The following is a 24,847-nucleotide window of genomic DNA, read 5'->3' on the forward strand; positions in this document are numbered from 1 at the left end:
ATGGCACCCTGGACGCATGCCCGAACTGCCCGAGGTCGAAGCGCTCAAGGACTTCCTGACCGACAACCTGGTCGGCCACGAGGTCGTGCGCGTCCTGCCGGTCGCCATCAGCGTCCTGAAGACGTACGACCCGCCCGTCGGCGCCTTCGAGGGCAGCGAGGTCGTCGCCGTGCACCGGCACGGCAAGTTCCTGGACATCGAGGGCGACGGCGGCCTGCGCTTCATCACCCATCTGGCCCGGGCGGGCTGGCTGCACTGGAAGGACCGGCTGCCGGACGGACCGCCCCGGCCCGGGAAGGGTCCGCTCGCCCTGCGGGTGGCGCTGGAGACCGGCGCGGGCTTCGACCTCACCGAGGCCGGCACCCAGAAGAAGCTCGCCGTGTACATCGTCCGTGACCCGGCGGAGGTCCCCGGGATCGCGCGGCTCGGTCCGGACCCGCTCGCCGCCGACTTCGACGAGGCCCGGCTCGCCGCCCTGCTGGGGGACGAGCGCCGGCAGCTCAAGGGCGCCCTGCGCGACCAGAGCCTGATCGCCGGAGTGGGCAACGCCTACAGCGACGAGATCCTGCACGCGGCGAAGATGTCCCCGTTCAAGCTGGCCGCGTCCCTGACGCCCCAGGAGGTCCACGGGCTGTACGAGGCGCTGCGCACCACACTCACCGAGGCGGTGGAGCGCTCCCACGGCCTGGCGGCGGGCCGGCTCAAGTCGGAGAAGAAGAGCGGGCTGCGGGTCCACGGCCGGACCGGCGAGCCCTGCCCGGTCTGCGGCGACACCATCCGCGAGGTCTCCTTCAGCGACTCCTCGCTGCAGTACTGCCCGACCTGCCAGACGGGCGGCAAGCCGCTCGCGGACCGCCGGATGTCCCGGCTGCTCAAGTAGCCGGCGGTCACCTGGGGTCCAGGGTCACCAGGCGCTGCCCGTCGGCGTCGCGCACCTCGTAGCGGTCGATCTCGTCGGGGTGCATCGAGGAGCCGCCCGTCATGGTGGACACCCGGTCGTCGTGGTCCCGCTCGGCCCAGGTGGTCACGATCTGCTCGGAGCCGTCCCGGCCGACCGCGACCAGCCGGCAGGAGCGCGGCCCGTCGGCATCCTTCACCTGCAACTCGATCATGCTGCCCGAGTCCGTGTCCGCCGACTTCACCTGCGCCCAGATGCCCGACTGCGCGTCGGTGGCCGCGGTGACCTGTACGGCCGGCGGGGCGTCATGGCCGGCGTAGGCCACGATGCCGGGGCCGACGACCGCGAACACCACCGAGGCGGCGAGGCCGTACAGCAGCCTGCGGCGCTTGGCCCGGTGCCGGGTCGCGACCTCGGCGAGCAGCCGGTCAAGGAGCCGGGGGCCGGGCTGGGCCATGGGGTGCACGAAGCGCGGCGTGGCCCTGCGGTACAGCATCAACTGCCGTGCCGCCGGGCCGAACTCGGTCACGTGTGCCGAGCAGCTCGGGCACTCCATGAGATGGTCCTCGAAGCGGAAGGCCTCCGCCTCGTCCAGCACGCCGAGCGCGTACGCGCCGACGTCGCGATGCCTTTCCAGGGACCTCATGCCGAATCCTCGTGCCGTGAGTGCGGGTGGGGGTTACTCATTGCTCCTTGCTCCCACCCGTACGCAGTCGGCCGCTGTTTCACTCAAGGCACGTACAGAATCGTAATCAACGGATTCGGAGCGGCCGGGCCCGCGGATTGGTGCCGATTCAGAAAAGATGGATGGCGAGATGTCCCAGGGGCAGACCGAGCCGCCAGGCGGGGGTCCACACCTTCGGTCCGTCGTCCTCGCCGAACACCGAGCCGCCGCCCGGTACCGCGTCCAGGTCGGGTGCGAGCAGCTCGGTCTCCTCCAGCCAGCGCCAGGCGGCGGTGGCCAGATCCAGGTCGGGTGACGGCCCGCCCGACTCGACCGTCTCGGCGGCCAGCCTGGACATACGTTCCCCTACCCAGGCCTGCCACGGCTGGTCGTACGCCGTCAGCGAAAGCCAGTTCTCCAACTGGGACACGACCCGGATGCCCGACAGTTCGCCGTCCGTGTCGGAGAGGAAGATCGTCAGCGCCAGTGCGTCCCGGCCGGCCCGGAACTCGAAGGACGTCGGGGGCATGAGATCGCCGGTGCGCAGCAGCTCGTCGGCGATGTACTCGGCGTACAACCAGGCCATCGGGACCGCCAGTTCCCCGCTCCCGGCCCCGTCCGTGCTCTCTTGACCTCTGTGCAGCATCCCGTCCTGCCTTCCTCCGGTGCGCGCGTGGCCCCGACCCCGGGTCCGTCCCTCTCCCGGTGCGGAACACGGATGAAGACAGCTGATTGCTCAAACATGGTCCTCAGCAAGGCGCTTTACCGAGGTTTGACCTGGCTTACGGTTTCATCGCAGGTCGGGTGCATAACCGGGCAGAACCCGGCGCAGGGCGCGCAGCGCGTAGTACGCCCGCGACTTCACGGTACCGGGTGGAATGCCGAGGGTCTCCGCGGCCTCCGCAACACTCGCCCCTTGGAAATACACCAGCACCAGGACTTCACGGTGTTCCGGGGTGAGAGTCTTCACAGCCTCCCGCACGTCCAGCGTCGCGGCGGCGCGCTCGGCGTGGTCGCCGAGGGCCCGGGTGTTCTCCAGCACGGCGTCGTGCACCTCGGGCGGCCGCGCCTGCCGGGCCCGGCGCGCGTCGATGGCGAGCCGCCGGCCGACCGTCAGCAGCCAGGGCAGGACGGAGTCGAAGTCGTCGGCGCGCAGTGCCTCGGGGTGCTGCCAGGCACGTACGAGGGTCTCCTGCACGAGGTCCTCGGCCCGTTGCCGGTCCCCGTCGCTGAGCCGCAGCAGCAGCGCGAAGAGCGGGCGGCCGTGCTCGCGCTGGAGTGCGGCGAGCTCGTGCTCGGCGGTCGTCGTCCCGTCGGGAAGGGTGGTTCCGGCCGTCATGGCCGTATGGCATCGCAGGGCCGGGCCGGGGGACAGGGGGCGCACAGGGGTCTGCGGCGGACGGTCGATCGCGTCGGCGAACGGTGCGACGAACGGTCCGTCACACCCCTTACCCGACCCGGATGGGTCAATCGGGGCGCCTGAGTTGTTTGCGACCCTGCTCGGCTTCGTACCCATTGATCTGTAAATCGGACAAGGCTTGCGACTCTGGGGTGCTCCTGATGATCAATCGCAGACGCCAGGTGGCTCTGGCCCTGACCGCCCTCCTCGCCACCGCAGCCGCCTGCCAGAACCACGTGCGGCAGGAGAACGCCGCCCCGCCCGGCCAGCCGGCACCCGCCGTGCCCGCTCCCGGTGGCGGCTTCACCCTCGTCGCCTCCGGCGACGTCATGCCGCAGAAGTCCGCGATCGACCACGCGAACTTCGACGCGGGCGGCAACGGCCACGACTTCCGCCCGATGCTCGCCGGCGTCGAACCCGTCGTCTCCCATGCCGATCTGGCGCTCTGTCACCTGGCGACGGTGACCGACGCGGAGGGCGCAGAGTCCGGCTCCGCCGGTGTCACCTCCCCGCCGCAGCTCGCCGAGGGCCTCGCCGCCGTCGGTTACGACAGCTGCTCCACCGCCTCCGACCGGGCCCTGGACGGTGGCGCCGACGGGATCCAGCGCACCCTCACCGACCTGGACCGGACGGGCCTGCGGCACACCGGCACCGCCCGCACCCAGGCCGAGGCGGCCGCCGTCACCCTGCTCAACGCGGGCCGCACCAGAGTCGCCCACCTCTCCTACACCTTCGACGTCAACGGGAACACCCTGCCGCCGGGACAGCCCTGGGCGGTCAACCTCCTCGACGAGAACCGCATCCTCGCCGACGCCCGCGCCGCCCGGCAGGCCGGCGCCGACGTGGTCGTCCTCTCCGTGCACTGGGGCACCGACGGCCAGGACGCCCCCGACCAGCAGCAGCTCACCCTCGCCAAACGACTCACCGCCGCCCGGACCGGCGGCCGCCCCGACATCGACCTGATCCTCGGCACCCACGCCCACATCCCGCAGGCGTACGAGAAGGTCAACGGCACCTGGGTCGTCTACAGCCTCGGCGACCAGATCGCCGGCGAGCTGAACAACGGCCAGGGGCACCAGGACCCGCGCGGAAACCAGTCCACCCTGGCCCGCTTCACCTTCACCCCGCCCACCCGCCCCGGCGGCCGCTGGGAGGTGGCCAAGGCCGAGTTCATCCCCCAGCTGTACGACCTCGACGCCGGCCGGGTCGTCAACCTCAACGCGGCCATCGACCAGGGCGCCGACTTCACCTCCGTGCGCGACGGCATCCGGGACGTCGTGCTCGGCCGCGGGGCCGCAAAGGACGGGCTGGTGATGGGGGAGTAGCGGCGGTCACTCCACGTCGACGTGGTCGAACGTGCGCAGCAGTTCCTTCAGCACTCGCACGCACGCCGTGATCTCGGCGTCGGTCAGGTCGCCGCCGACCTGCCGGTTCAGGGCGTGCTCGCGGGCCAGGACCGCGGTGATGGTCGACCGTCCCTCGTCCGTGAGCCGGATCAGGGAGGAGCGCTGGTGCGCCGGGTTGGGGGTGACCTCGGCCCAGCCGCGCGCCACCGCGTCGTTCACCATGCGCTGCACGAACTGCCGGCTCAGCGCCATGATCCGGGCCATCTGGGGCACCGTCATGGGCTCGTACCGGCGCAGCAGGTCCAGCACCGAGCGCACCCCGACCGAGGCCCCCTCGATCTGCTCGCCCTGCTCGACCTTGCGGAAGGCGTGCCGGTAGAGCGGGCCGATCAGATCGAACACCTCGGTGATGCGCTCGCCCAGCTCGTCGGGGGCGAGGGGCTTGTCGATGTCGTTCACCCGGCCATCATGCACCGGGCCGTCTCGACAACCGGGGTGTCGAACTCATGATGACAATCCAGTTGTCAAACTTCCCCAGAGATGACACCTTGGTTGTCATGAACGATGTTGCGGACGTCCGCTTCTTCCCGTCCTCCGACGGCGACCTGGCCTACCTCGACACCGGCTCCGGCGACCCGGTGGTCCTGCTCCACGCCGGGTACGTCGACCACCGCTTCTGGTACCGGCAGATCCCGGCGCTCGCCGACGAGTACCGGGTGATCGCCCCGGACGTGCGCGGCCACGGCTTCTCCGCCAACGCGAGTGAGCCGTTCCGCTGGGCCGACGACCTCGCCGGACTCCTGCGCCACCTGGACGCCGGACCCGCCGTCCTGGTCGGCGTGTCGATGGGCGGGGTGATCGCCACCGACACCGTGCTGGAACACCCCGAGCTGGTCCGTGCGGTGGTCACCTGCGGCGCCGTCACCGGTGACTTCCGGTACACGGATCCCTGGCACCGGGAGCTCCAGGCCGAGTACGCCCGCACCCTGGGCGCCGGTGACATCGATGGCTGGCTCGAGGCCTTCGTAAAGGTCGTACCGGGTGAGCACCGCACCCTCGATGCCGTGGACCCGGAGATCCCGCGCCGACTGCGGGAGATGGCCCTGCACTCGATCTCGAAACACACGCCCGACGAGCCCGACCGGCACGTGCGGGTAACCGACTCCTGGCCCCGGGTCCCGAAGATCGACGTCCCGGTCCTCACGATCAACGGCGGCCTGGAACCCGCCGATCTGCTCGCCGCCGCCGAACGCCTCGCCCGCGAGGTCCCGAACGGCCGCGCCGAAGTCGTCGAGGGTGTCGGCCACTATCCGAACCTGGAGCAGCCCGAGATCTTCAACTCGATCCTGCTGGGCTTCCTGCGCGACCTCTAACGCCCGGCCAGCCGGGACCTCTTGTACGAGTAACCGAAGTAGATCACGCACCCGATCACGAACCAGACCGCGAACCGCACCCAGGTCTGCCACGCCAGGAACGTGATCAGCCAGACCGAGAAGACGACACCCAGCGCCGGCACGAACGGCATCCACGGGGTACGGAAGCCGCGCGGCAGATCCGGCTGCCGGTAGCGCAGCACGATCACCGCCACGCACACCACCACGAACGCCAGCAGGATGCCGATGTTGGTGAGTTCGGCCGCCTCGCCGATCGGCACGAACCCGGCGAGCAGGGCCGAGGCGGCCCCGACGATCCAGGTCACCCGCGTCGGCACGTGCCGCGTCGGGTGCGTCTTCGCGAACCAGCCGGGCAGCAGCCCGTCCCGGGACATCGAGAACCAGACCCGGGTCACGCCCAGCATGAAGGTGAACATCACGGTGAGGATGCCGATGATCGCGCCCACCGCGATCACGTCCGCGAGCCCGCTCAGCCCCACCGACTTGAACGCCGTCGAGAAGCCGCTCTCCGGGTCGATGTCCTTGTAGTTCTGCATGCCGGTCAGGACCAGACAGGCCGCCACGTACAGCACCATGGAGATCGCCAGCGAGTAGATGATCGCCTTCGGCATGTGCCGCTGCGCGTCCTTCGACTCCTCGGCCGCCGTGGACATCGCGTCGTACCCGAAGACCGCGAAGAACACCGTGGCCGCACCCGTGAACGCCCCGCTGACGCCGAACGGGAAGAAGGGGTGGTAGTTCCGCGAGTTGATGTGGAACACACCGACGCCGATCACCAGCAGCACCACCAGCACCTTCAGCACCACCACCACCGTCTCGAACCGGGCCGCGCTGCGGATGCCGAGGTTGAGCAGGTAGGCGATCAGCAGACAGAGCAGGGCGGCGAACAGGTCGACGCGGTGACCGGCCCCGGTGCCGGGCGCGCCCAGCATCCACCGCGGCAGCTCCGCGCCCATCTCCTCGACCAGGAAGCCGAAGTACCCGGAGATGCCGATCGCGACCACCGCCACGATCGCCGTGTACTCGAGGAGCAGGTCCCAGCCGATGAACCAGCCCGCGAACTCGCCGAGCACCGCATAGCCGTACGTGTACGCCGAACCCGCCTTCGGGATCAGCCCGGCGAACTCGGCGTACGACAGCGCGGCGCAGGCGCTCGCCAGCCCGGCGATGAGGAAGGAGACAAGCACGGCCGGTCCGGCCGTGCCGTTGGCGACCGTGCCGGCGAGGGTGAAGATGCCCGCGCCGATGATGCCGCCCACCCCGATCGCGGTCAGCTGCCACAGCCCGAGCGATCTGTCGAGCTGGGGTCCCTCGCCGACCTCCGTCTCCTCGATGTGTTCGATGGGTTTGCGACGGAGAATTCCTTCACCCAGACGGAGCTTGGCCATGTGCCTCACCTCTTCGCCGATCGCGAACGGCTGACGGCGGATCATGATGGCTCAGGGGCGTCACGGACGGAAGACGCCACGCACGCTCTCGGCCCAGCCGGGCACCCAGCTCCGGGTCGCGGGGCGGGGCGGCCGGGTGCCGGCGAGATGGGCGCGCAGGGCCGCCAGCGCCGGGTGCGGGTTGGTGGCGGTCCACACCAGCGAGTGCGGGTACACGGGGATCGGGTCGAGCAGCGGGACACGACGCAGATCGTGGCCTTCCGGCCAGACCAGCCGGGTCCCCTCGCTGACCAGCGTCGCCAGGGTGTCGGAGGCGGCCACCGCGTCCTGCACCGCCCCGCTGAAGTTGGGGCCCGAGGAGTCGATGGTGAGACCGAACTCGGCGGCGAGGGAGGCGTAGTAGGCGGCCCACTCGGTGCCCTCCACGATGCCCGGCATCCAGATCCGGTGCCCGGCCAGCTCCGCGGGCGAGACCGCGCGACGGCCGGCCAGGGCGTGCCCCGGGCCGGTGAGCAGCTGGACCGGCTCGTCGTACACCCGGGCCGCCTCGACGCCCCTGGGCAGCGGGCGGCCGGGCATCGCGACGGCCCGGAAGGACGCGTCGATCGCACCGGAGCGCAGGGCGGCGAGTGCCGAGTCCACGTCGAAGAGCGTGACGACGTCCAGGGCGGTCTCCGGGTGCGCCTCGTGGAAGCCGCGCAGCAGCGCCGCCGGAGCGAGTCGCGCGCCGACCACGTCGACCCGCAGCGGACGCCGCCCGGACCGCACGGAGGCGGTCGCGCGCTCCTCGGCGAGCAGCAGCTCACGCGCGTGCGGCAGGAAGGTCCGGCCGTCCACGGTCAGGTCGGCGCCGCGGGGGGTACGGCTGAACAACCGCACCCCCAGCTCCTTCTCCAGCGCCGCGATCCGCTTGGACACGGCCTGCTGGGTGACCGCAAGCACGGCGGAGGCCTCCTGGAACTGTCCCGAGTCGGCGACGGCGACGAAGGTGCGTACGGCTCTGAGGTCCACCCCGACACCGTACAACCGCTGGTTGTGGCAGATGGTCCGTGAGTTGTTTGATTCGGCGGCCACCTGCACGTTTTCATGTCCCGGGTCAACGGGAGGTTGTGCATGGGGCGGCGGTTCGGGTGGCTGTGGGCCGCGTACTCGGTGAGTGCGGTCGGCACCTGTCTCGCCTTCGACGCGTTCTCGGTGATCGCGGTCATCGCGCTGCACGCCGACTCCGCCGAGGTGGCGCTGCTCGCCGCGAGCGGGCCCGCCGTGGGCGCGGTGGCGGCCGTGCCGCTCGGGCCGTGGGTGGAGTTCCGGCGCAAGCGGCCGGTGATGATGGCGATGGACCTGGTCCGGTGCGCCGCGCTGCTCACCGTCCCCGCCGCCTACGCGCTCGGCGGCCTGGGCCTCGGCCAGCTGCTGCTGGTCTCGGTACTCGTCGCGGCGGCCGACATCACCTTCAACGCGGCTTCCGGCGCCTTCCTGAAGAGCCTCGTCCCCGCCGGCCGGCTGCTCACCGCGAACGCCCGGTTCGAGTCCTCGAACTGGACCGCGCTGGTCCTCGGACCGCCGCTCGGCGGTGCCGCGATCGGCGTGTTCGGCCCGGTGACCACCGTCATGGCGAACGCCGTCAGCTTTCTGCTGTCGGCTCTCGGCATCCGGGCCGTCGGCGGCGGCGAGCCCAGGCCCGAGCGCACCGGTACGGACCGCCTGCGCGCCACCGACCTCCTCGACGGCTGGCGGCACATCCTCGGCAGCCCGGAGCTGCGGCCGCTGTTCTTCAACAACCTCGCGGCCAACGCCCTGATCATGGTCGCCGCACCACCCCTGGCCGTCCTCATGCTCGGCCCGCTCGGCTTCGCCCCCTGGCAGTACGGCCTCGCCTTCGCCGTGCCCTGCCTGGGCGGCCTCCTCGGTTCCCGGCTGGCCCGCCCGCTGGCCGCCCGGTACGGGCAGCAGCGGGTGCTGCGCGGCGCGGCCACCCTGCGCACCCTCTGGCCCCTCGGGCTGGCCTTCGTCCGGCCCGGGCTGCCCGGTCTGCTGCTGGTGATGGTCCTGGAGTTCGGGGTGATCAGCTGCTCGGCCGTCTACAGCCCGGTGTACGCCACCCGCCGTCTGGAGTGCACCCCGAACGACCGGGTCGCCCGCACCCTGTCCGCCTGGTCGATCACCGGCAAGGCCACGACGGCGGCGCTCACCGCACTCTGGGGCCTGCTGGCGAGCCTCACCGGCCCCCGCACCGCGATCGCCGTGGCCGGTGTCCTGCTCCTCACGACCCCGCTCCTGCTCCTCGGGGAGCCCCGGAAGGCGGTTACGGCACCACCGTCACCGGCCACCGTCCCGCCTTCACCAGACGGATCGCCACCGAGCCGATGAACCGGTGGCCGGCCTGCTCGGAGGCGCCCACCACGACCGCGTCCGCCTTCAGCTCGTCGGCCGCCTTCACCAGACCGGTATAGGGGTCACCGCGGAAGGTGTGGAACTCCCAGCGCACCTCGAATATCCCCTTGAGCCGTTCGGCCGCGTCCCGGATCTGGGCGACCAGGTCCTCCGCGATCTCGTCGGTCGTCTCCGCCACCGGCGCCCCGAGCGCCGCGCCGGCCGCCAGGACCGGCTGCACGTACACGACGGCGAGCAGCGCGTGCTGCCGCCGGGCCAGACCACCGGCGTAGGAGGCCGCGCGCCACGAGGAGTCCGAGCCGTCCACGCCGACCACGATGACCTTGGGGCCGTCGGTGCCCCGCTCGAACTGGTGTTGTTCCGCCACGTCCCGAGGCTATCGGAAATCGCAGGTCCCATGGCTGCCGGGGCTCCTCGACGGGCAAGCGGTGCCCACTTGGCCGCAGGCCGCTCGACGGGCGAGGTGGACGGGCGCTTCCTACAGTCGGAACATGAGTTCCGCCGTCGAGCCCGCCCCGGGGAAGGAGACCGCGGGGCCGCCGCGCCCGCGCGGCGGCGGGCGGCTCACCTGGGTGCCCGAGGCCTTCGGGACCTTCTTCGCCGCCCTCGCCCTGCTGTGCGCCCTGCTCTCCTTCATAGCCCCGCTGCGCACGCTGCTCCGCCCGGTCGTGCACTTCCTCAACGCCGTCGTGGTGCCCGTCAGCCCCAACCTGGCCTACGCCGTCTTCCTGTTCCTGCTCGGCGGCGCCACCGCCGCCCGCAAGAAGGTCGCCTGGTGGCTGGTGGTGATCTACCTCGGCCTCCTGGTGCTGGCGGACATCCTGACCGTCGCCTTCGGCTTCGACTGGTACTCCTTCAGCTCACTGCTGGTGTGCGGACTCGCCCTCGCCCTCCTGATCGCGGCCAGAGGCGAGTTCTACGCCGCCTCCCGCCGCGCCGCCGTGCGCCGCGCCCTCGCCGTTCTCCTCGTCGGCCTGCTGGTGGCGATCCTGGCCGGCTGGGGCCTGGTCTCGCTCTTCCCCGGCTCGCTCCCGCACGGCCAGCACCTGGCCTGGGCCGCCGACCGGGTCTGCGGCGGCCTGGTCGACGGCGGCAGCTACCGCGGCCGTCCGCCCCGGTTCGTGGCCTTCCTGCTCGGCCTCTTCGGCGCCCTCGCCCTGCTCAACGCCGCCGCCACCCTGTTCCGTTCACAGCGCCTGGAAGCGGCACTGCACGGCGACGAGGAGACCCGCATCCGCGCCCTCCTCAGGGCCTACGGCGACCGGGACTCCCTCGGCTACTTCGCCACCCGGCGCGACAAGGCCGTGGTCTTCTCGCCCAGCGGCAAGGCCGCCGTCACCTACCGCGTCGAAGCCGGCGTCTGCCTGGCCAGCGGCGACCCCGTCGGCGACCCGGAGGCCTGGCCGCACGCCGTCGCCGCGTGGCTGGACGTGGCCCGCCGGCACGCCTGGGTGCCCGCGGTGATGGGCGCCTCCGAGGGAGGCGCCAAGGCCTACGTCCGCGCCGGGCTCGGCGCTCTGCAACTGGGCGACGAGGCGATCCTGCACGTCGCCGGCTTCGACCTCGGCGGCCGGGAGATGCGGGTCACCCGGCAGGCCGTCAACCGGGTCCGGCGTTCCGGCGCCACCACCCGGGTGCGCCGCCATGCCACCCTCACCGAGGCCGAGATGGAGGAGGTCGTCGACAAGGCCGACGCCTGGCGCGACACCGAGACCGAGCGCGGCTTCTCCATGGCCCTGGACCGGCTCGGCGACCCCGCCGACGGCGACTGCCTGCTCGTCGAGGCCCTCGCGGAGGACGGCCGGCTGCTCGCCCTGCTCTCCTTCGTGCCCTGGGGCGGCGACGGCGTCTCACTCGACCTGATGCGCCGTGACCGCGCCGCTCCCAACGGGGTCATGGAGTTCATGGTCGCCGACCTGTGCGCGGCCGCCCCCAAACTCGGCGTTCGCCGGATCTCGTTGAACTTCGCCGTCTTCCGCTCGGTCTTCGAGGAGGGCGCCCGCATCGGCGCCGGACCGGTGCTGCGCCTGTGGCGCCGGCTGCTGCTGTTCTTCTCCCGCTGGTGGCAGCTGGAGGCCCTGTACCGCTCCAACGCCAAGTACCGCCCCGAGTGGTACCCGCGCTTCCTCTGCTACGGCGAGGCCGGCTCCCTCGCCCGTATCGGCGTCGCCTCCGGGATCGCCGAAGGCTTCGTCTCCGTACCTTCCTTGCGCAAACTCTGGGGAAAAGGGCACCCGAAGTCCGGACCGCGGCCCGTCGAGGCGCGGCGGTCTTCGCCGGTGCCCGGTCTCGACGGAGGGGACGAGCCCGGGGCCGGCGCCCCCGAGCCTGGCCTGCCGGACCAGTTCCGCGTCCGGCGCGGCAAGCTGGACCGGCTGCGCGCGGCGGGCGTCGACCCCTACCCGGTGGCGACCGTACGGCCCACCCGCGCCCTCGCCGACATCCGGGACGGCGAGACGGTCACCGTGGCCGGGCGGATCATGCTGGTCCGGGACTTCGGCGGCATCGTCTTCGTGACGCTGCGCGACTGGTCCGGCGACCGCCAACTCGCCCTCACCCGGGACCGGTCGGGCCCCGCCCTGGCCCGCTTCACCGCCGACACCGACATCGGCGACCAGATCACCGCCACCGGCCGGGCCGGTCTCAGCGACAAGGGCGAGCCCACCGTCTTCGTCACCGACTGGCAGCTCGCCGCCAAGTGTCTGCGGCCCCTGCCCGACAAGTACCGGGGCCTGGCCGACCCCGAGGCGAAGGTCCGCCGCCGCTACCTCGACCTCGCCACCAGCCCCGCCGCCCGCGCCGTGGTACGCGAACGCTCCATCGCCGTACAGGCGCTGCGCCGGGGCCTCCTCGACCGCGGCTACCTGGAGGTCGAGACCCCGATGCTCCAGCAGATCCACGGCGGCGCCAACGCCCGCCCCTTCACCACCCACAGCAACGCCTACGACCTCGACCTCTATCTGCGCATCGCCCCGGAGCTGTATCTGAAGCGGCTGTGCGTCGGCGGGATGGAGAAGGTCTTCGAGCTCGGCCGCACCTTCCGCAACGAGGGCGTCTCCTACAAGCACAACCCCGAGTTCACCATGCTGGAGGCCTACCAGGCGTACGCCGACTACGACGTGATGCTCGAACTCGCCCGCGAACTGATCCAGGGCGCCGCGACCGCCACCTTCGGCTCCCCGGTGGCCCGCAGGGACGGGCGGGAGTACGACATCTCGGGCGCCTGGCCGGTCAAGACCGTGTACGGGGCGATCTCCGAGGCGCTGGGGGAGGAGATCGGCCCCGGCACCGAACTACTGCGGCTGCACCGGCACTGCGACCGGACCGGGGTGCCGTACACCGCCGACGACGGGCCCGCGGACGTCGTCCTGGAGATGTACGAGCGCCTGGTGGAGGAGCGGACCCAGCTGCCCACCTTCTACAAGGACTTCCCGACCGACGTCTCCCCGCTCACCCGGCAGCACCGCACCGACCCGCGGCTCGCCGAACGCTGGGACCTGGTCGCCTTCGGCACCGAACTCGGCACCGCCTACTCCGAACTGACCGACCCCGTCGAACAGCGCCGCCGGCTGACCGCCCAGTCGCTGCTCGCCGCCGGCGGGGACCCCGAGGCGATGGAACTCGACGAGGACTTCCTGGACGCTCTCGAATACGCGATGCCGCCCACCGGCGGACTCGGTATCGGCGTCGACCGGCTGGTCATGTTCCTCACCGGCCTGACCATCCGTGAGACGCTGCCCTTCCCGCTGGTCCGCCGCCGCTGAGCCTCCCCGGTGCCCGGACACGCCTTCGGTCCGGGGCACCTGACCATTTCTTTCCGAAACCTCCCCGCGCTGGTCCGTGCGGGTGTTTTCACGCCGCCCGCAGGGTGTCTAAGTGGTGCGCCCCAGCCCGGCCGGGCGACTGATGAGTCATGCAGAAGGATCAGTTGTTCACCCGACGCCGGCTGCTGCTCGCCGGCGCCGCCGCTCTGGGCGCCGCGGGCACCGCGGGCATCGTGCTGGCGAGCGACGGCGAGGAGGCCGCGGGCACCGTGGCCCCGGCCGCCGGGCCGCCCGTCCGTCAGGCGCTCAAGTCCTCCGCCTTCCGGCTCCAGCCGCTCACCGGGTACGGCCCGCCACCCAACGAGCCGCGCAAGCTCAAGGTCCGCAAGGAACCCATCATGCGGATCTCCTCGAGCGACCAGCGCATGATGCTCACCTTCGACGACGGACCCAACCCGGCCTACACCCCGCACATCCTGGACACCCTCGCCAAGTACGACGTGCGCGCGATGTTCTTCCTTTGCGGGGAGTGCATCGTCGAGAACCGGGAGCTGGTGGCGCGCATGGCCGCCGAGGGGCATGTCGTGGGCAACCACACCTGGACGCATCCGCTGCTGACCACCCTGAAGCGCCGTGAGATCCGCGACGAGATGGAGAGCACCAGTGACGCCATCGAGGACACCTACGGCGAACGCCCCCAGTGGTTCCGCGCCCCCTACGGCGCCTGGAACCGCGCGGCCTTCCAACTCGGCGCCGAGATGGGCATGGAGCCCATGGCCTGGACCGTCGACAGCACCGACTGGACGACCCCCGGCACCCGCACCATCGTCGACACGATCGAGAAGGGCGCCGCCCCCGGCGTCGTGGTCCTCTCCCACGACGCCGGGGGCGACCGCTCGCAGAGCGTCCAGGCCCTGCGCGAATATCTGCCCTATCTCCTGGACAACGGCTACCACCTGACCGTGCCGCGCCGCCGGACCTGAACCGGATCGGCCCGTTGCCGTGCAGGGGGCCTTGCCCGCCCGGCCGGGTCCGCCTCAGCGGGCCTCGACCAGGCGGGCGAAAACCACCACGTTGCCGTCGTAACCGTTCTGCTTCGAGAAGCCGCCGCCGCAAGTGATGACCCGCAACTCCGGGGTGCCCTTGGAACCGTAGACCCGGTCGCCGGGGAAATCGGCCTTCGCGAAGACCTCGATGCCGTAGATCTCGAACACCGCGGTCCTTCCGTCGGTGCGCCGGATCTCGATCCGGTTTCCCTTCTTCAGGGAACCGAGCCCGTAGAAAACCGCCGGGCCCTTCGTGTTGTCGACATGGCCGACGATCACGGACGTGCCCTTTTCGCCGGGCGAGACGGCCCCGGTGAACCAGCCGGCCAGATTCGGGTCGTCCGGCGGCGGTGCCGCGACCCAGCCGTCCGCGTCCAGACCCACCGGCATCACGGGCGCGTCGACCCGGATCGCGGGGATCCTGATCCGGTCCGCCGCCGAGTACGGCAGCGAGGCGGGCGCGGTGGCGAAGGCGTCCGGAACCGTGCTACGGCTGTCCGGGGCGGCGGCCGAGGCCGGCTGCGGCGGACCGACGTCGAACTCGCCCGAACCATTGCGGATGAGCGCCAGACCGGTCAGCAGAACAAGCGCTATCACCCCCCAGGGGGCACGCTTCCGCCGCCGCTCCTCCTCGTCGGCCAGCTCGGAAAGTTCGGACGCAGACATTCGCCATCCCCTCTCGACGCGGTGGCCGCGATGTCCGTGGCGCGCATGTCCGTAGCGCGCATGGGAAAACGCTAAGTCCCGCGCGCGCGAGCGGCGACGGGGCAACGGGCGAACGGGTGGCCCGCGCCCATTCCGGTGCGCCATCCGAGTTGCCGTTCCCAGGATTTTTCTGACGGTCCGTGACCTGCGGCAATATCCGATTGTGTGCTTTTCGCTCGGCGTGTCCCCTCACCAGGACGGACCATTCTCGAAATGCGGGCGTGTTCAAGGCATCTGAGGGTCTATTCGGGAGGTGCTTTCTCGCCGATCTACCGGGGACGGTTCCCGGGGCGCCTTCCGCGGAGGAAGAGATGCGAAACTCACGTGCGCTGGCGGCCGCGTGCACCGTGGTCGCCGTTCTCGGCGCCGCCGCGCCGGTGGCCGTCGCCGACGGCCTGGGCAACCCCGGCGGCCCGCCCAACACCCAGGCTCCGGTCGTCGGTGGGACGGGCGTCGCACCCGGGGCCGGTGTCGCCCCCGGGGCCGGCGTCGGTGTCGCGCCCGGCGTCGGGGTCGCCCCTGGCATCGCGGCGGTTCCCGGGGTCGTCGTTCCCGGGTACGGCGTCGGGGGGTTCGGCGTCGGCGGCTTCGGTGGGCGGGGCGGGGAGGGCTTTGGCGGTCGGGGCGGAGAAGGGTTCGGTGGGCGGGGCGGAGAAGGGTTCGGTGGGCGGGGCGGGGACGGGTTCGGTGGGCGGGGCGGCGAGGGCTTCGGTGGGCGGGGCGGGGACGGGTTCGGCGGGCGGGGCGGCGACGGGTTCGGCGGCGGCCGCGGTGACGACGGGTTCGGCGGTGGCCGCGGTGACGACGGGTTCGGGGGCGGGAACGGTGACGACGGGTTCGGGGGCGGGAACGGTGGTGACGGGTTCGGCGGCCGGGGCTTCGGGGTGCGCAACATCCTCGCCCAGCCCAGGGCGATCACGACCGGCGCCCGCCTCACCGTCACCGTCAACGGCTGCCGCAGGGGCACCATGAGCTCCCGCGCCTTCGGGACGGCCTCGCTGTTCCCGTTCGGCGGCGACATGGCGCGCGGTGTCGCCACCATCAACCGGGACGCCCGCCCCGGCCCTTACGACCTGACGGTCCGGTGCGACGGGCGGACCCTGACGCGGCCCTCCGCGTTCTTCGTGCTCGGCGGGGTCAGGGGCGGCCTCGGCGGCAGCGTCTCCAGCGGGGCCACCCCGGCCGACATGGCGATCGGCGGTGGGCTGGTGGGCGCGGCCGTGCTCGCCGGCTGCGGGTTCTGGCTGCGTCGTCGGCACGAGAAGCGGCTCTGACCCGTGCGGGCCGTCTTCGCCCCGGCCCCGCGCAGGACCGGGGCGGAGATCCGCACGCCGGGCCGACGGGTCGGGAGCGATCAGGCGCCGCCCTCACCGCCCTCGCCGGTCCGCCGGCGCGCGATGCGGTACGCCGTGCCGACCGAGCCCACGACCAGCGCGGCGCCGAGGCCGATCTCCTTCGGATCGAACCCGCCGACACTGCCGCCGGCACCGGCCCGCACACCGCGATCGGGCGGGAGCGGCTGCGGGTTGAGTTCCGCACGCCCGTCGCTACGGCTGTCCGACTGCCCGTCGGCACCGACGTCGGTACCACCGTCGGTACGGCCGTCCGCGCGCTCGTCGGTGCGGTCGTCGAACTGGTCATCGGCCTGCTCGTCGGTGGGGCTGTCGGTACGCCCTTCGGACTGGCCGTCGGTGCGTCCGTCGGTGTGCCCCTCGGACTGGCCGTCCGCGCGGCTGTCCGTGCCGCCGTCGCCGTGTCCCTCCGACCGGTTGCCCGCGATGCTGAGTTCGGTCGACCCGCTGGTCCCGTCACAGTCGAACGTCACCCGGTACGAGGCCTGTGTTCGCGCGTCCCGGTGGACCGTGGCCGCCGCCGAGTCCCGTCCCGCCGGGATCCGCACCGTGTCGAACACGTCCGAGCTGACCGTCGCGGCACCCCGGCAGCCGTCGTCGCGGTTCAGTCGCAGGCTGACCCGGCCGCCGGCCGAGACGGTGGACGGCGTGACGTGGACGCCGAAGGAGGCACTCCGGCCGCTGTCGCGGCCCCCGTCGGCCCGGTCGTCCGTGAGGGCGGCCGGAGCGCCGAGGACGAGGGCGCCGACGCCGAGCAGCGCGGCCGAAGCGAGGCGTATTGCGTGCATGGTCGTTCCTCCGGTCCCCGAGGAGCTGTCCGCGGACCTGTTCCGCTCGTGCCGGAAACGCACCTCGATGATCGGAACGCTAGGAACATCCGCACATGCGCGCGAACGCAGTAGTGCGAACGGGGGAGGTGGCTGGGCCGACCGGGGGATGCGGATACGGCACCCGGGGGACACCCGCGGTGTGGCGCGGCGGGATGTCCCCGCGGATGGCCCCCGGCGGTCCGGGACCCCTAACCCCTGATGTGCGGGAAGAGGTTCAGGAAGGGCTGCGCCGTCGCCGTGATGCCCCGACTGTACGGTTCGTCGAAGTCCCAGATCAGGAACAGCATGAAGGCGATGGTCGCGGAGAACAGCCCGGCCAGGATCAGTTCGCGCCGGGTGCGCCTGATCTGCAGCGCGAAGACCATGCCGATGGTGACCGCGGCCCCGGTCAGCAGCCCGAACCACACCACGTTCGGCATGGTCGCCCCGGTCGAGTCGGCCCGGGCGCTGCGTGACTGGTCGAGAGCGGCCACCTGGTCCACCAGCGGCTGGTAGGCCTGCGCCTGGAAGTCGGTCTTCGGCTGGTAGTCGGTGACGTCCTGACGGATCTTCGCGAGCAGTTCCGCACCGCGCGGGGTGAGACGGCCGTGGTCGGCCATCTCCTTCCACTCCTTGCCGACGACCTGCTGGGCATAGGCGTCGGCGTCCGCGCGGATCCGGTCGCGGGCGTCGGGCGGATAGACCCGTACCCGCTCATAGATCTCGTGCAGCGCCTGCGCCTCCGCCTGCACATGGTCCTGGGCGGCGCTGCGGGCCTCCCACACCCCGGCCACCGCCAGACCGAGGACGATGGCGTAGATGACGCCGATCCACATGGTCATGTATTCGATGACGTCCGGCGTCTCGGAGGGATCCTCGTCCTCCGCCGCCCTCTTGTGCCGAACGAGGGTGATGATGACCACCACGGCACAGGCCGCGAGCATCGCGAGGACGAGAACAAGCCAATCCGGCAACGGAAGCCTCCAGAAATCAGCGGGCCGGCCGTCAGCGCGCGCGGAACGCGGCGATGGCGACGATGGCGGGTACGGCGATGAGCAGGACGTAGGTGACCGGAGAGGTACGGTTCGGGGCCGTCGTCCCGGTCGACTGGATGCGGTACGGCGGATAGGTCACCGGGGTCGGTGAGGGCCGCGGGGTGGGCTTCGGTGACGGGGTCGGGGTGGGCGTCGGCCTCGGCTTGGGCCGGGGAGCCGGTGGCGGGGTGGGCACGGGCTCCGGGGCCCGCCGGGGTGGCGGCGGTGGTGCCGGGGCCGGCGGCGTGGGGCGCGGCGGCTTCGGGGTGGGTTTCGGTGTGGGCTTGGGGGTGGGCGTGGGGGTCGGTTTCGGAGGTGGTGTGGGCGTCGGAGTAGGGGTGGGCGTGGGTGTCGGCGTGGGGCAGGGCGGCGGCGTGGGAGGCGGGCAGGGCGGGGGAGTGGGCCAGGAGCCGCCGGCGACGGCCACCGCGTGAATGCCGTCGGGGCCCGTCGATGCGTAGGCGCAGGCGTCGGCCGACGCCGTGCCGACCGGGCAGCCCACCAGGGTCCAGGTGAGTGTCAGCAGAGCCAACACCCTCGGGACGGGCGCGAGTCGGGTCGCTTCGGGTGCATGCACGACCGAGATCATGAGGCGTCGGGTGCCGTCGCACGCCGGAGTGCGGAGGGATTGCCCCGAACGGGGGACAGATGGCGTAAACCGGTTTGAATCACATGGCCCGTCGATTGGCTCGAAGCGTACGTCCGTGCGGGACGGGCGCCGGCGGCACAGTGTCCGGAAAGAAATTTGTGCGGCCGTTGAACACTTCGGCCCCCGGCGTCCGTACCTGGTGTCGTGCGGCGGAACACAGGCGCTGCAATATCCAGGCGATGTATGGGGAGTTGAAGATGAAGACCTCCTGGAGGAGCGCCTCTCTGGTGGCCACGGCCGCGGGCGTGCTTGCCTTGACGACGGGATGCGGTCAGGACAATGTGACCACCCCGTCCTCGGCGGCCCAGAACGTGGGTGCCACGGCCCCAGCCGGTGTCGGCAGCGTGGGCAGTGTGACCAGCCCCTCCACCGGTGCGGGCAACGGTTATGGCGCGGACGGCAGTCAGGCTTCCAGCTCTCCGGCCGCGGTCGCCCCCGCGGGGAAGCTCACCGTTGCCGGCAACCCCGATCTGGGCAAGGTGCTGACCGACGGCAGTGGCCTCACCCTCTACCGTTTCGACGCGGACACCGCCAATCCCCCCAAGTCGAACTGCGACGGTGACTGTGCCACCACCTGGCCGCCGGTGCCCGCGGACGACGCCACGGCCGGTGAGGGCATCGACAAGGCGCTGCTCGGCGAGGTCACCCGCACCGACGGCACCAAGCAGCTGACCGTCGGCGGCTGGCCGGTCTACCGCTACGCCAAGGACGTCAACGCCGGTGACGTGAACGGCCAGGGCGTGGGCGGCAAGTGGTTCGCGACGGCCCCCGACGGCAAGAAGGCCACCCTGGCCGACCTGCCCGGCCTGTCCGTCCGCAAGGACGCCAAGCTCGGTGACATCGTCGTCGACAAGAACGGCATGACGGTCTACCGCTTCATCAAGGACAAGGCATGGCCCAAGGTCGTCTCGAACTGCACCGGTGACTGCCTGGCGAAGTGGCCGGCCGTCGCGGAGGTCGCCTCCAGTGACACCAAGGGCATCGTGAAAAAGGGCCTGATGGGCTTCACCCGGCCCGACAACGGCGCGAAGCAGCAGACGGTCAACTGCTGGCCCATCTACACCTTCTCCGGCGACGCGAAGGCCGGAGACACCAACGGCCAGGGCGTCGGCGGCACTTGGTACGCCGTCTCGCCCGAAGGAAAGCTGGTCGGCGCGCCGAGCAAGTAAGGGATCACCTCCCCAGGGTTGATCGCCCCGCCCAAGTCCACATTCGCGCATCGCGGAAGGGAGGGCAGAGGCCAGCGAGAGTCCCGGACGACGAAACAACGGCGCACGACCGCCCGCCCCCTCCACACCGCACGGAGGGGGCGGGCTCCTGTGCTTTGTGTCGCTCCCGCAGGTGCCCTGCGTCGCTCCCGCAGGTGTCCTGCGGCGCACCCGCATCCGGCGGACTGCCCGAACACCCCCAAAGCGCGCACGGATTTCCCAGGTGGTGACCGGGAACGGACGGTCAATTTCCGGTTCCGCTCGCCCAGTTCGCGGGCGATCAGTAGCCTCTGCTCGAACACCGGATCGCCTCAGCCTTGGAGAGATACATGGAGCGTCCTGCCTGGGCCCCACGGAGCATCGACATCTCGGTGCCGAGCGTTTCGCGTATCTACGACTACTACCTGGGCGGTTCGCACAATTTCGAGGTCGACCGGGAAGCGGCCCGCAAGGCGATGACGTACCTGCCGGGCCTGCCGAAGATCATGCAGGCCAACCGCGCCTTCATGCGGCGCGCCGTCCACTTCGCCGCGGGGGCCGGCATCGACCAGTTCCTGGACATCGGCTCCGGCATCCCCACCTTCGGCAACGTCCACGAGGTGGCCCAGACGGCGCACCCCGGCGCACATGTGGTGTACGTCGACCACGACCCGGTGGCCGTGGCCCACAGCCAGGCCGTGCTCGCGGGCAACGAGGACGCGGACGTGGTCGCCGCGGACCTCCGCAAGCCCCAGGAGATCCTGTCGAGCCCTCAGGTGAGCAGCCTCATCGACTTGAATCGGCCAGTCGCCCTGCTCCTCGTTGCCATACTGCACTTCGTGGAAGACGCGGACGACCCGTACGGGACAGTGGCACAGCTGCGCGAAGCACTCGCGCCCGGCAGCCTGTTGATCCTCACGCATGCCTCGTACGAGGGAATCCCGCTGGCACCCGAGCGGGCCGAGAGCGCGGTGGACGTATACAAGGACATTCGAAACCCGCTCGTCATGCGCTCGCGCGACGAGATCGCAAGGTTCTTCGAGGGGTACGACATGGTGGAACCCGGACTGGTGCCGATGCCGCACTGGCGGCCGGAGTCGGCGCCGGAGGACGAGGATCCGTATGCCTTCTCCGGATTCGCCGGCGTGGGGATCGCGGCGTGATCGCGGAGCCGGACGGCCCGGAGGACAGACTGCGCCGGTTCGCGACGATCTGGAGCCGGGCGGTGTTCCCGGTGACCTCGACGTCCCTGACCCGGCCGGAGTTCGAGGAGCAACTCCTCCCGCTGGCCCGCCGGTTGAGCGAGGTGCTGCTGGCGCACGGCTTCGACGCCGAGGAGACCCGGCAGGTGGGGGCCGCGCTGATCGACGCGCACTGCACCGACCCCGAGGCGCTCACCCGCACCCTCGACTGCGTCGACGCCTATCTGGCCCTGTACTGCGGCGCGGACGGCCCCCAGGACGAGCTGCGGATGCGTTCCTCGCGGATCCAGCACGCGATGGCCGCCGGGTTCGCCCAGGCGCTGCGTGAGCGTACGCTGGCCGAGCAGGAGGCCATCGCCCAGGCCGCGTTGCGGGCCCAGGGCGTGGTCGCGCAGGCGCTGCACGCCAGCGAGGCCCGTTTCCGCGCCGTCTTCGAGGGCGCGGCGATAGGAATCTGCATCGCCGATCTGGAGGGCAACGTCCTGCAGGTCAACGGTGCGCTGCTGCGCATGTTCGGCGGCTCCGAGCAGACCCTGCGCGGCCGCAAGGTCATGGAGTGGGCGCATCCCGAGGACGCGCCCCAGACCTGGCGGCTCTACGAGGAGCTGGTGCGCGGCGACCGCGAGCACTACCACGTCGAGAAGGCGTTCAACCGCTCCGACGGAACGGTCCTGTGGACCAACCTGACCGTCTCCCTGCTCCGGGACCCGGACGGCGACCCGCAGTACCAGCTGGCCCTCATGGAGGACACCACCGAGCGCCGGCTGCTCAACCTGCGGCTGCGCTACGAGGCCACCCATGACGCGCTCACCGGCCTGCCCAACCGCACGCTGTTCTTCGAGCGTCTGGAGAAGGCCCTGGCCGCAGGTGAGGGCCAGCGCTTCGGGCTGTGCTACCTCGACCTGGACGGCTTCAAGACCGTCAACGACAGCCTCGGCCACTCCGCGGGTGACCGGCTGCTGGTGGAGGTCGCCGACCGGCTGCAGTCCTGCGCGACCGCGCCCGGCGAGATGGTCGCCCGGCTCGGCGGCGACGAGTTCGTGGCGCTGACCACCGGACCGGCCACCCAACGTGAGGTCGACGACCTGGCCGACCGCATCATGAACGCACTGGTGACCCCGATCAGCATCGACGGCCGCGAACTCATGGTCCGGGGCTCCATCGGCATCGTCGAGGGCCCGGCGGGCGAGCGCACCCCGGCCGAGGTGCTGCGCAGCGCCGACATCACGATGTACCGGGCCAAGTCGGCGGGCGGCAACCGCTTCGAGCTGGCGGACCCGGAGGCCGACGCCCGCGCCATCACCCGGCACGGCCTGACCACCGCGCTCCCCGCGGCCCTGGACCGGAACGAGTTCTTCATCGAGTACCAGCCGCTGGTCCACCTCGGCGACGGCAGCGTGCGCGGCGCCGAGGCGCTGGTCCGCTGGCTGCACCCGCAGCACGGTGTCCTCGGCCCCGACCGGTTCATCCCGCTCGCCGAACACACCGGCCTGATCGTGCCGTTGGGCCGCTGGGTGCTGGAGGAGTCGATCCGCCAGGCGCGCGAATGGCGGGAACGCTACGGCGAGCAGACCAGCGCCGGCCCGCTGCGGATCAACGTCAACCTGTCCCCGTGCCAGCTCAGCCACCCCGGGCTGGTCCAGGACACGGTGGACATCCTGGAGCGGACCGGAGTGGCTCCCGACGCGCTCTGCCTGGAGGTCACCGAGTCGGCCCTGATCGGCGCCGACGACGACCTCCTCAAGCCCCTGCGCCGCCTCGCCGAGATGGGCGTCGACATCGCCCTGGACGACTTCGGCACCGGCTACTCCAACCTCGCCAACCTCCGCCGGCTCCCGGTGAGCATCCTCAAACTGGACCGCTCCTTCACCCAGAGCATGCAGCAGTTCCCGGCGGACCCGGTCGACCTCAAGATCGTGGAGGGCATCGTCTCCCTGGCCCACAGCCTGGACCTCGCGGTCACGGTGGAGGGCGTGGAGACGGGTGCCCAGGCGGAACAACTCCGGATACTGGGCTGCGACACGGCCCAGGGCTGGTACTACGCCCGTCCGGGCCCCCCGGAGCGCCTGCACGACCTGGCGCTGGTGGACGCGACGGGCTGACGACCCGGCGTCCCTTCGTGGGCCCTCAGTCGAGGTGGAAGACCTCCTCGGCGGGGGCCCACCACTCGCCCTCGGCGGCGGTGTCCAGCGGCTGCTGACAGGGGTCGGTCAGCGCCCACCACTCGCGTGTCACCGGGTCGGCGGCGATCCGCGCGGTGTCGGCGGCGTAGTCGGTGCCCGAGTATTCGAGGTAGCTGAACAGCAGCCCGTCCCGCAGGAAGATCGAGTAGTTGCCGATCCCGGCACGCTTGAGCGCCGCCAGCACGCCCGGCCACGCGGCGGCGTGCAGCGCGCGGTACTCCGACTCCTTCTCCGGGCGCAACCGGATGACGGCGGCGAAGCGCTGCATCGCACTCACCTTCCTTCCTGAAGGACGAACAACGAAGAATCAGCTTCATCTGATGGGCAGGACCCTAAGGATCTGATCCTTCCCGCGCAATGGTTCCGCGAGATGTCGCCTACGGGCGGTATTCCCTTGCCTCATCCGGCACTTGAAACCAGTTCGGTCCGGCATCTTCCCTCCGTGTAACGCGGATGTCATAGTGACCACCGCCGATGAACCTGATTAATCCGAACATCGATGAGGTGGTACATCGTGGCCGATCCGTCACCGGTCTCCGACGGTCCCTACCGGCCGGGATACGAGCTGGTCGCCGAACAACTCCTGGAGTACATCGCCGAGCAGGACCTGCGACCGGGCGACCGGCTCCCCACGGAGGCGGGCCTGGCCGAGATCCTGGGGGCGTCCCGCAATGTCACGCGTGAGGCCGTCAAGGTCCTCGCCGCCATCGGCCGGCTGAGCGTGCGGCGGGGTGCCGGCATCTTCGTCGCGGAGGTGTCCGGCGGGCTGGTGGACGACCAGCTGTCGCACTTCCGGCCGACCAGCATGGAAGACGTGCTGATGCTCCTTGACTACCGCACGGTGATCGAGTCGGAGACGGCCCGCCGGGCCGCCGGCCTCGCCACACCCATCGAGGTCCGCACCATCCGGGAGGGCGCGCGGAGTTCACTGACGGCGGCGCAGCAGAACGACGGACATGCCTTCGCCCGGGCCGACGAGGCCTTCCACGACGCGGTGGGCGTGGCCTCGCACAACGTGTTCCTGCGGTCGAGCGTCGCCGGGGTACGGCGCCTCGCGTCCCAGTCCGACGTGCTGCTCTTCCACGGCGACGCCCCCGGCTCGCTGGAGGTCGCCGCACGGCAGCATCTCGCCATCGCAGAGGCGGTCGCCGCGGGGGAGGCCGATCTCGCGAGCGAGTTGATGGTGGAGCACATCGCCACCACCCAGAGTCAGTTCGAGCGGAAGATCCGCGACCGGCTGTTCAACCTCGGCGACCGCGCCGTCCCCGGGGCACCCACGCGGCCGTCGGCGGACAGCGGTCCCGGGGACTCCGGCCTTCCGCCGCAGACATCGGTGTCGTAGGCCGGTCGACGCCGTACGGGTGCGGGCCGGTGGGGGCTGGTCGCCCAGTTCTCCGCGCCCCTGAAGGGGCGTCAGGTGCACGCCCCTGAAA

At 71.4% G+C, this 24,847-nt stretch carries 23 protein-coding genes; 11 read left to right on the top strand and 12 right to left on the bottom strand.

Features of this window, described 5'->3' with window-relative positions; all coding sequences use genetic code 11:
* The first annotated feature begins 16 nt into the window (after positions 1-16).
* The gene (locus tag AB0N16_RS04835) at positions 17-880 is read left to right on the top strand and encodes a DNA-formamidopyrimidine glycosylase family protein (protein WP_365793101.1); all 864 of its coding nucleotides are present in this window, start codon (positions 17-19) and stop codon (positions 878-880) included.
* Positions 881-887: 7 nt separating this feature from the next.
* Here AB0N16_RS04835 and AB0N16_RS04840 read toward each other — a convergent pair whose 3' ends face one another.
* The 3 genes from AB0N16_RS04840 to AB0N16_RS04850 form a co-directional block, all read right to left on the bottom strand.
* The gene (locus AB0N16_RS04840; protein ID WP_365793103.1) at positions 888-1,544 is read right to left on the bottom strand and encodes a zf-HC2 domain-containing protein; all 657 of its coding nucleotides are present in this window, start codon (positions 1,542-1,544) and stop codon (positions 888-890) included.
* 148 nt (positions 1,545-1,692) lie between these two features.
* Positions 1,693-2,208, bottom strand: a complete 516-nt coding sequence (locus AB0N16_RS04845; protein ID WP_365793105.1) for a hypothetical protein — start codon at positions 2,206-2,208, stop codon at positions 1,693-1,695.
* Positions 2,209-2,352: 144 nt separating this feature from the next.
* Complete coding sequence (locus tag AB0N16_RS04850; RefSeq protein WP_365793107.1) at positions 2,353-2,901, bottom strand: sigma-70 family RNA polymerase sigma factor; 549 nt, start codon at positions 2,899-2,901, stop codon at positions 2,353-2,355.
* 221 nt (positions 2,902-3,122) lie between these two features.
* On the opposite strand from AB0N16_RS04850, the gene AB0N16_RS04855 reads away from it, so the two are divergent.
* Positions 3,123-4,286, top strand: a complete 1,164-nt coding sequence (locus AB0N16_RS04855) for a CapA family protein (protein ID WP_365793109.1) — start codon at positions 3,123-3,125, stop codon at positions 4,284-4,286.
* Positions 4,287-4,292: 6 nt separating this feature from the next.
* On the opposite strand, the gene AB0N16_RS04860 is transcribed toward AB0N16_RS04855, so the two are convergent.
* Positions 4,293-4,766: a MarR family transcriptional regulator gene (locus tag AB0N16_RS04860; protein ID WP_365793111.1), complete on the bottom strand. Its 474-nt coding sequence runs from the start codon at positions 4,764-4,766 to the stop codon at positions 4,293-4,295.
* A gap of 98 nt (positions 4,767-4,864) precedes the next feature.
* Between AB0N16_RS04860 and AB0N16_RS04865 the strand changes: the two genes are divergently transcribed.
* Positions 4,865-5,680, top strand: a complete 816-nt coding sequence (locus AB0N16_RS04865) for an alpha/beta hydrolase (RefSeq protein WP_365793113.1) — start codon at positions 4,865-4,867, stop codon at positions 5,678-5,680.
* Here AB0N16_RS04865 and AB0N16_RS04870 read toward each other — a convergent pair.
* Together AB0N16_RS04870 and AB0N16_RS04875 are read right to left on the bottom strand one after the other, a co-directional pair.
* On the bottom strand, positions 5,677-7,089 hold the full coding sequence (locus AB0N16_RS04870; RefSeq protein WP_365793115.1) for an amino acid permease: 1,413 nt from the start codon (positions 7,087-7,089) through the stop codon (positions 5,677-5,679). The genes AB0N16_RS04865 and AB0N16_RS04870 overlap by 4 nt on opposite strands.
* A 60-nt stretch (positions 7,090-7,149) precedes the next feature.
* Positions 7,150-8,100 carry a LysR family transcriptional regulator gene (locus AB0N16_RS04875; RefSeq protein ID WP_365794031.1) on the bottom strand — a complete coding sequence of 317 codons (951 nt, stop codon included), beginning with the start codon at positions 8,098-8,100 and terminating at the stop codon, positions 7,150-7,152.
* A gap of 102 nt (positions 8,101-8,202) precedes the next feature.
* Between AB0N16_RS04875 and AB0N16_RS04880 the strand changes: the two genes are divergently transcribed.
* Complete coding sequence (locus AB0N16_RS04880) at positions 8,203-9,459, top strand: MFS transporter (protein ID WP_365793117.1); 1,257 nt, start codon at positions 8,203-8,205, stop codon at positions 9,457-9,459.
* Here the strand turns inward: AB0N16_RS04880 and AB0N16_RS04885 are convergent.
* Positions 9,395-9,850, bottom strand: a complete 456-nt coding sequence (locus tag AB0N16_RS04885) for a universal stress protein (protein WP_365793119.1) — start codon at positions 9,848-9,850, stop codon at positions 9,395-9,397. The two genes, AB0N16_RS04880 and AB0N16_RS04885, sit on opposite strands and share 65 nt — an antisense overlap.
* Positions 9,851-9,974: 124 nt before the next feature.
* Between AB0N16_RS04885 and lysX the strand changes: the two genes are divergently transcribed.
* Positions 9,975-13,247, top strand: a complete 3,273-nt coding sequence (gene lysX / locus AB0N16_RS04890) for a bifunctional lysylphosphatidylglycerol synthetase/lysine--tRNA ligase LysX (protein WP_365793121.1) — start codon at positions 9,975-9,977, stop codon at positions 13,245-13,247.
* 149 nt (positions 13,248-13,396) lie between these two features.
* A complete protein-coding gene (locus AB0N16_RS04895) occupies positions 13,397-14,230 on the top strand; it encodes a polysaccharide deacetylase family protein (protein WP_365793123.1) in 834 nt (277 codons plus the stop codon).
* A gap of 54 nt (positions 14,231-14,284) precedes the next feature.
* Here the strand turns inward: AB0N16_RS04895 and AB0N16_RS04900 are convergent, their stop codons facing one another.
* Positions 14,285-14,959: a class F sortase gene (locus AB0N16_RS04900; protein WP_365793125.1), complete on the bottom strand. Its 675-nt coding sequence runs from the start codon at positions 14,957-14,959 to the stop codon at positions 14,285-14,287.
* A gap of 350 nt (positions 14,960-15,309) precedes the next feature.
* Here AB0N16_RS04900 and AB0N16_RS04905 point away from each other — a divergent pair, with 350 nt between their 5' ends.
* Positions 15,310-16,272: a hypothetical protein gene (locus AB0N16_RS04905; protein WP_365793127.1), complete on the top strand. Its 963-nt coding sequence runs from the start codon at positions 15,310-15,312 to the stop codon at positions 16,270-16,272.
* A gap of 80 nt (positions 16,273-16,352) precedes the next feature.
* Here AB0N16_RS04905 and AB0N16_RS04910 read toward each other — a convergent pair whose 3' ends face one another.
* The 3 genes from AB0N16_RS04910 to AB0N16_RS04920 form a co-directional block, all read right to left on the bottom strand.
* Complete coding sequence (locus AB0N16_RS04910) at positions 16,353-17,138, bottom strand: hypothetical protein (protein ID WP_365793129.1); 786 nt, start codon at positions 17,136-17,138, stop codon at positions 16,353-16,355.
* A 230-nt stretch (positions 17,139-17,368) separates the two neighbouring features.
* Positions 17,369-18,133, bottom strand: a complete 765-nt coding sequence (locus AB0N16_RS04915; protein WP_365793131.1) for a DUF4239 domain-containing protein — start codon at positions 18,131-18,133, stop codon at positions 17,369-17,371.
* A 31-nt stretch (positions 18,134-18,164) separates the two neighbouring features.
* Positions 18,165-18,293 carry a hypothetical protein gene (locus AB0N16_RS04920; protein ID WP_352221304.1) on the bottom strand — a complete coding sequence of 43 codons (129 nt, stop codon included), beginning with the start codon at positions 18,291-18,293 and terminating at the stop codon, positions 18,165-18,167.
* Between the two features lie 746 nt (positions 18,294-19,039).
* Here AB0N16_RS04920 and AB0N16_RS04925 point away from each other — a divergent pair.
* The 3 genes from AB0N16_RS04925 to AB0N16_RS04935 all read left to right on the top strand — a co-directional run bounded on the left by AB0N16_RS04925 (position 19,040) and on the right by AB0N16_RS04935 (position 23,333).
* Positions 19,040-20,011 (top strand): SCO0930 family lipoprotein, encoded by a 972-nt coding sequence (locus tag AB0N16_RS04925; RefSeq protein WP_365793132.1) that lies wholly within the window; start codon positions 19,040-19,042, stop codon positions 20,009-20,011.
* Between the two features lie 368 nt (positions 20,012-20,379).
* Positions 20,380-21,192 carry an SAM-dependent methyltransferase gene (locus tag AB0N16_RS04930; RefSeq protein WP_365793134.1) on the top strand — a complete coding sequence of 271 codons (813 nt, stop codon included), beginning with the start codon at positions 20,380-20,382 and terminating at the stop codon, positions 21,190-21,192.
* The gene (locus AB0N16_RS04935; RefSeq protein WP_365793136.1) at positions 21,189-23,333 is read left to right on the top strand and encodes an EAL domain-containing protein; all 2,145 of its coding nucleotides are present in this window, start codon (positions 21,189-21,191) and stop codon (positions 23,331-23,333) included. The genes AB0N16_RS04930 and AB0N16_RS04935 overlap by 4 nt, the downstream gene beginning before the upstream one ends.
* A 25-nt stretch (positions 23,334-23,358) precedes the next feature.
* Here AB0N16_RS04935 and AB0N16_RS04940 read toward each other — a convergent pair whose 3' ends face one another.
* A complete protein-coding gene (locus AB0N16_RS04940) occupies positions 23,359-23,682 on the bottom strand; it encodes an L-rhamnose mutarotase (protein ID WP_365793138.1) in 324 nt (107 codons plus the stop codon).
* 246 nt (positions 23,683-23,928) lie between these two features.
* Here AB0N16_RS04940 and AB0N16_RS04945 point away from each other — a divergent pair, with 246 nt between their 5' ends.
* Positions 23,929-24,756: a FadR/GntR family transcriptional regulator gene (locus AB0N16_RS04945; RefSeq protein WP_365793140.1), complete on the top strand. Its 828-nt coding sequence runs from the start codon at positions 23,929-23,931 to the stop codon at positions 24,754-24,756.
* The last annotated feature ends 91 nt before the right edge of the window (positions 24,757-24,847 follow it).

Source organism: Streptomyces sp. NPDC051105 (assembly GCF_040682795.1).
In the GTDB taxonomy this organism is placed as follows: domain Bacteria; phylum Actinomycetota; class Actinomycetes; order Streptomycetales; family Streptomycetaceae; genus Streptomyces.